The organism is Acetomicrobium mobile (assembly GCF_937920065.1).
Genome location: NZ_CALETC010000301.1, coordinates 36,058 through 46,074, shown reverse-complemented (window position 1 = coordinate 46,074; position 10,017 = coordinate 36,058). Strand labels below are relative to the sequence as shown.

Here is a 10,017-nt window from a genome sequence, read left to right as displayed (position 1 = left end):
AAAGGTCATCAATTTGCCTCACGCTTCACTCTGCCGAATATTAACCTCCCAGCTGAGGTTTGCAGTAGGGAAGTTATCACCACTTCGACCCTTTTCCCAATGTACTTCTCTCCATCTTCGATGACCAACATCGTTCCGTCTGTAAGATATGCCACTCCTTGGTTTGGTTCCTTTCCCTCTTTAATTACATCAACCTCCAAGGTTTCTCCCGGTATCAATACAGGTTTTAAGGCATTGGCAAGATCGTTTACGTTCAAGACGTGTAATCCTTGAATGCTTGCTATTTTATTAAGATTATAATCAGTAGTGATTATTTTTGCCTTTAATCTCTTGGCGAGCTCTATTAAACCTTCATCGACCGTGTCTGCCTTCAACTCTTTTAAAGAGTGTTCCAATATCTCAACCTTTACGTCGGGCAGTTTTTGGAGCTCTTCCACCACTTCCATGCCTCTTCGTCCTTTCGCCCTTCTGAGAGGATCGGTTGAGTCAGCAATCGCTTGTAACTCCAGCAATACGAATCCCGGAATACAAATAGAACCTTCTATAAAGCCAACTTTAGCGATATCTAAAATTCTGGCGTCAATAAGTGCGCTTGTATCGAGCAACTTGAAGCTTTCTTGCGTGTCCTCTTCGCGCACTTTTTTACCCTTCAGATGAAATTTATCTCGCAGGGTTTCAAAAGAGGACCACATACCTACTATTTCGTCCTTTCTTTTTAAAAAAAGGATTAGGCCAATATATCCCAAGACAATGTTTAACAAAATTGCTAAGTAAAAACCTAAGTTCGGTATAGACGACAAAGGCATGGCCAATAAATTTGCCACTATTAAGCCTACAATTAAACCTAAAATAGCGACGAACAAATCTTGCCATGAAAAACTTTGTAGTGATTTTTCAAATATCTGACCGATGCGTGCAATCCCCTTGATGAACAAAGGAGCTATTAGGTAGCCAGCGAGGGCAGGAATCGCAATAATGACCCCCCACATCGCAAGATCCCATATTAAGGCATCCTTTGGCCACCAGGAAGTTCCCGATAAATATTGTGCTAATTGATATCCGGCTATTGCGCCTAATATGCTTAAAAGGGTTCTTATTATTATGTTGACAAGTCGTCCCATGCCATCTTGCATATAAGTATACCTCCTGTTTATTGTCTGCTTTTACCTCTTTTTAAGCATGTCCTAGCTTCAAATGCGGCGTGTAAGGTCGTTCTGTCAGCGAAGCTCACACTGCCACCAACGGGAAGGCCATAAGACAATCTGCTTATTGTTACAGGCAGAGATTCCAGCGCCGAAGAGATCAAATTCATCGTCAACTCTCCTTCTACCTTTGGACTAAACGCCAATATTACCTCCTTTATATCGCTTTGCGACACCCTTTCAATCAGGTGCTCAATAACTTGGGTAGGCACTTCTTTCTCATCTAAGGGAGAATACAATACACCGAGTACGAAATAAAGCCCGTTGTATATGCCTGCCTGCTCCAGTGTGATGAGGTCTTCTACGGATTCTACGACACATATGGTAGACCTGTCCCTAAAGGGATCATTGCAAATAGAGCAAGGATCTTCGTCGGTAATGTTGCCGCAAAGACTGCATGGAAAAAGGGAAAAACTACACTTATGTATAGCTTCGACTAAGGCCTCAGAAAAACTTTTTGGTTGTTGCAACAAAAACAAAACCATTCTACGGGCGCTCTTCTCCCCTATGCCAGGAAATTTCTCAAGCAAACGTATTAAATCATCTAAAGACTTCGCTAAAGCCAACTATTCCACCTGCTTTATTGATTTTTTACAATTGCACCTTGTTGCTATATGAGCCCGGGCAAACCAAAGCCAGCTCCTAATTTGCTCAATCTTTCGTTCGCCAAATCCTTGCTTTTTCTTTGGGCTTCATTTATGGCTGCCAATATTAAGTCTTCTAGCATTTCGACGTCATCTGAGTTTACCACCTCCGGATCTATCGAGATAGAGATAAAATCCCCCTGTCCGTTGCATTTTACTTTGACTACTCCTCCCCCACTTTCGCCTTCTACGGTTTCATTGGCGAGTTCCTCTTGAATTTTTAGCATTTGTTCCTGCATCTTTTGAGCTTGTCTCATTAGCTTGTCCATTTTCATCTTCACTACCTCCCAGTAGGTCTTTTTTTCTTCAACCAACTCTTTGTGATAAATTGCTCTTGTCTTTCCCTTTCGCTTAAATGTAGAGCAATTTGGCGTCTTTCTTCTTCTAGCTTAGGCAAGATAGATTGTTCCATTGTATTAATCCGAAGAAGCGTTTTTCTTAGCTCTCCTTCCAATGCCTTTAATTTTACATGTAAATTTATATACTCCCAAAGTGATTTCCTTGCCTCCGCCAGATCATGTATTAACATGTCTACATGAAGTGAAAAAAGCATGGGATCGTAGAGTTCTGTTGATGAGGGGAAATCCTCGATGGGAAAGAAAGAAGGATATTTACACCCCATCGCTTGATTAAGCCTTCTCGAAACCCTACTGGGAGGTATACTAACCCCCAAAAGCGATATCGACGCTTCTCCATCGTGTAGTCGTGTCAGTGTATATGATGAATATATCTTTGTACAGCTCTGTAAGAATGCACTTTTTACATCTTTAAAACCTTTCCTGTCGTTTTCTATTAATTGCAAGAGGACGTCCCTCTTTTTTTCCAAGATCTCCTTGCCTTGTTCAAAAGAATATATGTTTCGTTTAAGTTCTAGAAGTTGATTTCTAGTCGGTGGTCTGCGAATCATGGTTTAGCTCCTTCTTGGTAATCAATTCATCGATGAGTTGCGATGGCAGACGATGCAATTCTTCCACTGGGAGCGTTGCCAGACAGTCCCAGGCATATTTAAGTGATTCATCGAAGGGACGACGTCTATCTCCCTGGTTTACGAAATGAGTCTCAAATTTTTCGCCAAAGTCTAAAAAGGATAACTCCGTGGTTGTCAATCCCTCTTCGCCAACTATGGCCTTAAGCCTAGTTATATCTTTAAAACGCCCATAAGCGGCGTATAGTTGATCAGATAGGAGGCGATGTTCTGGTACTGTAGATCCCTCGCCGATTCCTTTATTCATTAGCCTGCTTAAACTTGAGAGGATGTCGATAGGAGGATATATTCTCCTACCGTGAAGTTTTCTATCCATCACTATCTGACCCTCGGTTATGTATCCTGTTAGGTCGGGGACGGGGTGGGTCAAATCATCGTCCGGCATCGTTACGATCGGAATTTGGGTAACGCTTCCTTCAATTCCGGAAATGCAACCAGCTCGCTCATAAATGCTGGCTAGATCCGAGTACATGTAAGAAGGAAAACCCCTTCGCCCGGGGATTTCTTCTCGGGCCGAGCTTATTTCTCTCAGCGCTTCGCAGTAATGTAACATGTCAGTGAGTATTACAAGGACATCGTATCCCTTCTCGAAGGCAAAATATTCGGCCACGGTCAAGGCCATCCTGGGAGTCAGGATCCTTTCTATGGTCGGATCTTTGGCCAAATTGAAGAAAAATACCCCTCGGTAAATAGATCCGTCCTGCTCGAAGACTCGTTTAAAGAAAGACGCTTCCCCTTGGGTTATGCCGATAGCGGCGAACACAACCAGGAAAGGTGGCGCATTGTCCGAAGATGTAAAAGTCCTTGCATATTTTGCTATTTGCGCTGCCAACTTGTTGGCTGGGAGTCCACTTCCGGTGAAGATGGGAAGTTTTTGTCCTTTTACCAGAGTATTCATAAAATCAATTGTTGATATGCCTGTTTCAATAAATTCATGGGGGCTTCTACGCCTCCAGGGGTTTATTATATGACCTTGAATTGGTGCCCATTTTTCTACACAGAATATGGGCCCTCCTCCGTCCATTGGAACGGCTCGACCGTTTAGTATACGCCCTTGAAGTGATATGCCCAAGGGGACTTTTATCACGTCTCTTTCTAGCCATACGACAGTGTTGTTCGGTGCAAGTCCCATTGTTTCTCCGAAGACCTGTATTAGACAAAGATCGTCAGTAATCTGAAGTATTTGACCGTAATCTTCCCCAAAACTCGATGTTATCCTAACGATTTCGCCGATGCCCGCGCTTGCTACTTTGTTGATGAAAATCAACGGGCCCGTTATTTTTTCGATCGTCTTGTAGCCTTCTTTTAGTAATCTCATCTTTATCTACACCGCCAAAAAATTAGACAGATTATTCTTTAGCTCTGTTATATAGGAATTTAAAGATTCCTCATAAGCTTCATTTTCCTTTATTCGTAGATCCATGAGATCTCGAGCAAAGGACAACTTGGAGTCTATTTGTTCAAACAATACGCCACTATATAGTGCCCTTTTGACCTCTTCATCCAATATCTTTAAAGTTTTTAGCATCATGAATTGCCTGGTAGGATCGCAATAAGCATCTATGATGTCGAAGGCGTTTTGTTGGAGATAAAATATATCAAATAACTCTGCCAGCTTAAGGGTCCATTTTTCTTCTTCCGTTATACCGTCTCTCCCAACAATTTGGACTGTCTCTTGCAATGTTTTGCCTTCATGCAACACCCCAAGGGCGAATTCTCTCAAGGGTATCCATTCTTCAGAAATGTGTTGCCCAAAATAATCGTCCAGAGTTTCGATGTATAGCGAATAGCTTTGTGCCCAATTAACGGATGGAAAATGTCTTTTTCTGGCAAGAGCTTTATCCAGTGCCCAAAAACACCCAGAAAGGCGCAAACCCGCTTGGGTGACAGGTTCTGAAAAGTCACCACCTGGCGGTGATATAGCATTAATTACCGATATGGATCCGGTACGCTCAGGGCTTCCAAGTGGGATAACGTTTCCCGAACGTTCATAGTAACCTGCGAGCCTAGATGCTAAATAAGCTGGATAACCTTCCTCACCAGGCATTTCCTCGAGTCGTCCAGAGATTTCCCTTAACGCTTCCGCCCATCTGCTGATGGAGTCAGCGATTATCGCAACATTATATCCCATATCGCGATAATACTCAGCTATGGTCATGCCTAGGTATATGCTCGCTTCTCTTGCTGCTACGGGCATATTAGATGTATTAGCGATGAGTATCATTCTATCTATGAGGAGAATTCCCTTACGAATGTCCTTTAGTGTGGGGAATTCCTCTAAAACCTCGGTCATTTCATTCCCACGTTCTCCGCAACCAATGTAAATGACAATGTCGACATCGGCCCATCTCGCTATGGATTGTTGTGTTACGGTTTTGCCCGTGCCGAATCCACCAGGAATTACGGCAGTGCCTCCCAGAGCAAGCGGAAAAAAGACATCCAATACTCGGGTTCCGGTTATCAGAGGCCTGTTTAAATCTAACTTTTTGCCAGCCTTCCTTGGAATCCGTACGTTCCACTTCTGATGCATCTTAACAGCTCGCCCGTTTATTTCACATATTGTATCGCCACTTGAATACTCTCCGGAAGGCGCTATCCATGCAATCTCCTGTTGACTCTTAGCATTGGCACTTAAAGGGACCATGATCATGTGTGTTAGGCCCTTTTCTTTTACTTCTCCTAATATGTCACCGGGCCCAACATGATCTCCTTTATGGCGGCGGGGCTTAAAAGACCATATTTCATCACCAATTGTATCGATATGAATGCCCTTTGATACATAAGGAGAAATCTTTCCGAGCTTCCCAAGAGGCCTTCCAATGCCGTCTAAAACCTGTCCTAACAAGCCAGGTCCAAGCTTAACGGACAAGAGTTCACCCGTAAATGTCACCGGGTCGCCGACCCGAAGGCCAGTCGTGTCTTCGTAAACCTGAATATCTGCCATGTCCTTCCTGAGGCGCACCACTTCTCCAAGCAATCTTTCGTTGCCCACGCGAGCGACTTCGTAAATTGACGTGTTAGGAAAACACCTCGACGTTACAACTGATCCCGATATACCCTTGATTTGTCCTTCATTATTTTGCAACTATGTTCTCTCCTTCTAATGATAGTGTGGGAAATTGCACCCATGTGGGGGTAACGGATCGCTCTGCCAGTAGGCGCAGTCTCAGGGGCATCTCGGAAAACCAGTTATCTTCAACTATTATCACTGCAACGTTTTCTGAAATGAGCTCCTTCCAAATTGCATACACATTATTGGGGTCTTCACATATCACTGCTTTAAAACCAAATAATCTCCAGAGGTCTGTAAATATCTCTCTCCCTAAGACGATTACTTCCAGCTCGACAGCCAAGTTTTTCATAAAGTAGTCCTCCTAATGATCATTTGATTGGGATTAACCTATCTGTGATTTTTTTAGGATGTGACCCAAAAGCGATTCCTACGGCTATGATATTCAAGTTGCTCCACTCCACCAACACCTTTGCTATATATCCGAAGGGCACCTCAAAACCCAATGGGTCTTTGCGAAAAAGAGATACCTGCCACGTCCAAAACTCGCTTTGAAGGTGCCATTGAAATTCTTGAAATGACTTAAATCCACCTTTTCTAACGGCCTTACGCCAAGGGGTGCCGTGGACAGCCTCGGTTATGACTTTGGCTTTGGCCAAAACTTCAGGATTAATCCACGCTCCTCCTGGAAGATATCTTAATCCCTCTTCTTTGCTTACTATATTGGCCCTCTCTCTAAGCCATAAATTTATGTTCCATAGATCGACAAGCCTGCCGAGGAATTCTCGGACTAACGCCCCATTCTTATTTTGGTATTTTGAAACGATGCCTTCATGATAATTTATGTAGCTTAGGATTAAATCCCGCTCAGCTTTGATCAAGTTTCCTGTGTTTTGCAAGACCATCAAGGCCTTATCCAATATCATCCCGTGAGGGTCGTCAAAAAGATAAATCTCCTCCCTTGCCGCAGGTATGTTATTGGAATCCCATATGTTCTTGTAGAACTTCCTGGGAAGATTCCCGTACAAATGCCACAAGTATTCTTCAGTTTGAATGCGATGATTGCTGGCGAACCGTCGAAGAATTACGCGAAAGTTGTGAAGATCTCCCCTGCTTAAAACTACTGACATTAAGTCATAAGGCTCCCCTTCGGCTTTTGAGTGAGCGGTTCTTAAGCGTTTTGTGACCTCAAACATGATCGACAGTTCAATTTTGCGCAAGGGTGAAGACAGAGCTGACAATATCTGCGAACGATAGCTTTCGCGGTATCGTCCCTCAAGAAATTCGGATTCCAACGCCTTAAAATCACCACGAGCCAAAGCGCATAATTCTTCCCACTTATAAAATCTGGCCGCCCTTCCTTTTAGGGCGGCGCATAAGTAGCTGTAGTTTTCTTTATGCCCTATCAATCTCCTCCAAAAGCGGAGATAGGACTTTCCCAATCCTTTGCTGGATGAGGGGAGCGAGTTTTTCAAATCGCCCTTTAATTGTGTTTTCGACAATCCTTTCCCCTTCTTCGTCTGTGACTATGGGTCCTCCCCATGATTCAAGGTTTTCGATGATCGAAAGGCTGAATCCCTTTGGTATGGAAGCAAGCAAGTCCTTATCATCGGGAGGGAGCCAAATGATGCCACTTTCGCTAGATAATGCCTTAACAGCTTCTTTAATAAGCTCGTTTAGCATTCTGCTATAATTTGCTGGATTTACCTTAGCATTGCATGTTATTTGTTTGGCTGTATTTTCGATATCGAGAAAAAGTGTGTTTGCTTCATTGATTATTATGTCTTTACCTGATTTTACTGCCTTCAACTTCAAAAAGTCCAAGCGTTCTTGTAAGGTTTTAGAACGACTCTTTCTGATCTCTTCCATTTTCCTTTCAAGTTCCAGCATCTTAGAGGCTGCGATTTCTGCCAATTCTTCCTCTATTTTTTGCTCATATTCCCTGACGCGCTTTTCGTATTCGCCTTTTAAAATAACTTTGAACTTTTCTAGCTCTTGCGAATCCATCGATGACCACTCGGTTAATTTTAAGCAAACTGTAAAATAAGCATTATAGCCACAACGAAGCCCAATATTACCATAGTTTCCGGTAGGGCCTCAAGTATTATCATCATTGCGGCCGTTTCTGGTTTTTCCGCAATCGTGGCAGCACCAGCACTTCCTATTTTCGCTTGGGCATAAGCGGTAGCTAAAGCTGGAATGCCCACGGCTAAAGCAGCACCTAATCCTATTAAGGCTTTTTCCAAGCGGTTCCCCTCCTTCTTTTAAGCGGTTTGTACTTGTTTCCCACCCCTTCATAGAATTTACCAAAAAACTCCACATAATGTAAACGAGCAGAGTGTAATACAGAACCTGCGATAGCTATAATCAAATTGAGCAAATGGATCGAGAAGGCAAGCAATATCCCGAAAAAAGAAACCCCTAAAACGTCGACGAATTTTGTTGCGACCATAGCCAGGATGGCCGATGATAAACCTATCGCTGCAATACGGATGTAGCTAAGTATGTTTCCGATAGATCCTATTGTTTCAATTAGGCCCGCAAGATTTCTTCCCTTTATCAAAAATGCTAATCCAAAGACAAGAAAAACCAATGCCGCCCACATGAAATTGAGGTTGACCAAGTCCATGTGATTTACGATGAAAAGCAAGATGCCAAGTAATGTGAAAAGAGTTCCTAATCGTTCATAAACATGTCGTTTTTTATTATGCCTGACACCTTCGTATGCTCCTAACGCTAGCCCCAATAATATGTGAGCCATTCCTAAGGCGATGGTGAAAGCCATCACCGGAATGATTCCTTCTGTTCTTTCAACCCACAGTGGTTTGAGGTGAATTAGTCTATGGCCTAAATCACCGAAGAACTCGCCATACAAGAAACCCCATAAAATGCTCAAAATGGCTATGTTCATGAGTATTTGAGAGACATTCATCATAATGGCGCTTCTATTGCGATATTTTTTAAACATCCATAAACCAATAAGTCCAAACACAATACCATATCCTATGTCTCCTATCATGCAGCCAGCGAAAAATGGGAAAAATATGGCTATTAAGGCTGTAGGATCTATGCTTTTGTAGCCTGGCATAGGAAGTAGCTTTAAAAATAGCTCAAAGGGCTTCGCCCATTTAGAGTTTTTAAGCAAAATTGGAACCTTAGGCCATTCTTGGGGTTCGGGAGCTCGCCATGTCGCGAGTATCCTCTCGCCAAATCGGTGCTTTAAAGACGAAACCGTGTCTTCGAGCGCTGAAAGCGGGACCCAACCGTTTAAAGTAAAAAGTTCCCCACCTCCTGAGAACTTTTTTTCTAAGACAAGCAATTCTAGTTCCTCATCTAATATAACGTAAAGAGCAGCCAATCGGGGCCCCCACTCTCTTTTGGCTGCATCCAGTGTTGTTTTTGCTTGCGCTAACTTCTTTGGCAGCCATTTAAGCTCCATTTGAGACGCATTCGGTGACTCAAGAGCCAACTCGTCCATGGCGGTTTTGGGGACCAGATAGGATATACAACCGAATTCTTCCATGAGTTTCGAAACTGCCGAGGAGCTTTCAGGATTGACGCTCAATGCTAAAACAAGGAAATTTTCTCCCTGAGAAATTGCCTTGTGGTTCAGGTAAGGTCTTTCTACCACTGGAGTAAGGGAGCGAATCGTTCTTTCCAACCCCTTTAGCAAGTTATCCAGTTTGCTCGAGTCAACCAACCATAATGAAACGACTTTTTCATTCTTTTTTTCTTCCGAGAAAAAAGAATGAAAGTGAGTAGCAATGTAATGAACTTGCTTAAGGGCAACCGTGGACTCTTCTAGAGCTCGTACTTCATCTGTCATTTCACTCAGACGTTCTTTAAATTCCATCAAGCTTTTTTCGATTTCTTCCAAGACTGCTATATCATTAAGCGGTACAATTTCGCGCAGCGATTCGGCTAGACCCCAATCCGGATTATCTAAGTCCTTCCAACCCAGATCTTCCAGTAAGCCTAAAACGCCAGCTCGTAAAAAACGCATTTTTTCGATCAACGGTTCCTCGGTAACCTGGTAATACTCCTTTTCTTCTTCAATGTGAAGGACACCAAGATCGCGTATGTGTTCTAATAAATCCTTGCCATCGCTTTTTAACCCTATTATTTTTAGATTAACCATATCGGTAATCAAAACTTATCCAAGCCCTCCTTCTGTAA

Annotated in this window: 11 protein-coding genes; all 11 read right to left on the bottom strand. The window is 43.0% G+C overall.

Annotation, left to right across the window (positions count from 1 at the left end; translation table 11 throughout):
• Positions 1-8: 8 nt before the first annotated feature.
• The 11 genes from Q7P41_RS11415 to Q7P41_RS11365 are packed head-to-tail and all read right to left on the bottom strand — an operon-like array spanning position 9 to position 9,991.
• Entirely contained in the window at positions 9-1,133 is a 1,125-nt protein-coding gene (locus tag Q7P41_RS11415) for a PIN/TRAM domain-containing protein (RefSeq protein WP_303884364.1), read from the bottom strand.
• A gap of 17 nt (positions 1,134-1,150) precedes the next feature.
• Positions 1,151-1,768 carry a recombination mediator RecR gene (gene recR / locus Q7P41_RS11410; RefSeq protein ID WP_303884362.1) on the bottom strand — a complete coding sequence of 206 codons (618 nt, stop codon included), beginning with the start codon at positions 1,766-1,768 and terminating at the stop codon, positions 1,151-1,153.
• A gap of 44 nt (positions 1,769-1,812) precedes the next feature.
• Positions 1,813-2,121 (bottom strand): YbaB/EbfC family nucleoid-associated protein, encoded by a 309-nt coding sequence (locus tag Q7P41_RS11405; RefSeq protein ID WP_303884361.1) that lies wholly within the window; start codon positions 2,119-2,121, stop codon positions 1,813-1,815.
• A gap of 5 nt (positions 2,122-2,126) precedes the next feature.
• Positions 2,127-2,753: a V-type ATP synthase subunit D gene (locus Q7P41_RS11400; protein WP_303884359.1), complete on the bottom strand. Its 627-nt coding sequence runs from the start codon at positions 2,751-2,753 to the stop codon at positions 2,127-2,129.
• The gene (locus tag Q7P41_RS11395) at positions 2,731-4,149 is read right to left on the bottom strand and encodes a V-type ATP synthase subunit B (protein ID WP_303884357.1); all 1,419 of its coding nucleotides are present in this window, start codon (positions 4,147-4,149) and stop codon (positions 2,731-2,733) included. Before Q7P41_RS11395 ends, Q7P41_RS11400 begins: the two co-directional genes overlap by 23 nt.
• Before the next feature lie 6 nt (positions 4,150-4,155).
• On the bottom strand, positions 4,156-5,916 hold the full coding sequence (locus Q7P41_RS11390) for a V-type ATP synthase subunit A (RefSeq protein ID WP_303884356.1): 1,761 nt from the start codon (positions 5,914-5,916) through the stop codon (positions 4,156-4,158).
• Positions 5,906-6,193, bottom strand: coding sequence for a V-type ATP synthase subunit F (locus Q7P41_RS11385; protein WP_303884355.1), 288 nt, complete (start codon positions 6,191-6,193; stop codon positions 5,906-5,908). Before Q7P41_RS11385 ends, Q7P41_RS11390 begins: the two co-directional genes overlap by 11 nt.
• Positions 6,194-6,212: 19 nt before the next feature.
• Complete coding sequence (locus Q7P41_RS11380; RefSeq protein WP_303884354.1) at positions 6,213-7,250, bottom strand: V-type ATPase subunit; 1,038 nt, start codon at positions 7,248-7,250, stop codon at positions 6,213-6,215.
• A complete protein-coding gene (locus Q7P41_RS11375) occupies positions 7,237-7,848 on the bottom strand; it encodes a hypothetical protein (protein WP_303884353.1) in 612 nt (203 codons plus the stop codon). Before Q7P41_RS11375 ends, Q7P41_RS11380 begins: the two co-directional genes overlap by 14 nt.
• A gap of 20 nt (positions 7,849-7,868) precedes the next feature.
• Entirely contained in the window at positions 7,869-8,087 is a 219-nt protein-coding gene (locus Q7P41_RS11370) for an ATPase (RefSeq protein WP_303884352.1), read from the bottom strand.
• Complete coding sequence (locus Q7P41_RS11365) at positions 8,072-9,991, bottom strand: V-type ATP synthase subunit I (RefSeq protein ID WP_303884351.1); 1,920 nt, start codon at positions 9,989-9,991, stop codon at positions 8,072-8,074. Before Q7P41_RS11365 ends, Q7P41_RS11370 begins: the two co-directional genes overlap by 16 nt.
• Positions 9,992-10,017 lie beyond the last annotated feature (26 nt).

Bases quoted from the DNA above. Each gene is read 5' to 3' on its own strand.
- Q7P41_RS11405 (WP_303884361.1), bottom strand. From the start codon at position 2,121: ATGAAAATGGACAAGCTAATGAGACAAGCTCAAAAGATGCAGGAACAA.
- Q7P41_RS11400 (WP_303884359.1), bottom strand. From the start codon at position 2,753: ATGATTCGCAGACCACCGACTAGAAATCAACTTCTAGAACTTAAACGA.
- Q7P41_RS11395 (WP_303884357.1), bottom strand. From the start codon at position 4,149: ATGAGATTACTAAAAGAAGGCTACAAGACGATCGAAAAAATAACGGGC.
- Q7P41_RS11375 (WP_303884353.1), bottom strand. From the start codon at position 7,848: ATGGATTCGCAAGAGCTAGAAAAGTTCAAAGTTATTTTAAAAGGCGAA.
- Q7P41_RS11415 (WP_303884364.1), bottom strand. From the start codon at position 1,133: ATGCAAGATGGCATGGGACGACTTGTCAACATAATAATAAGAACCCTT.
- Q7P41_RS11385 (WP_303884355.1), bottom strand. From the start codon at position 6,193: ATGAAAAACTTGGCTGTCGAGCTGGAAGTAATCGTCTTAGGGAGAGAG.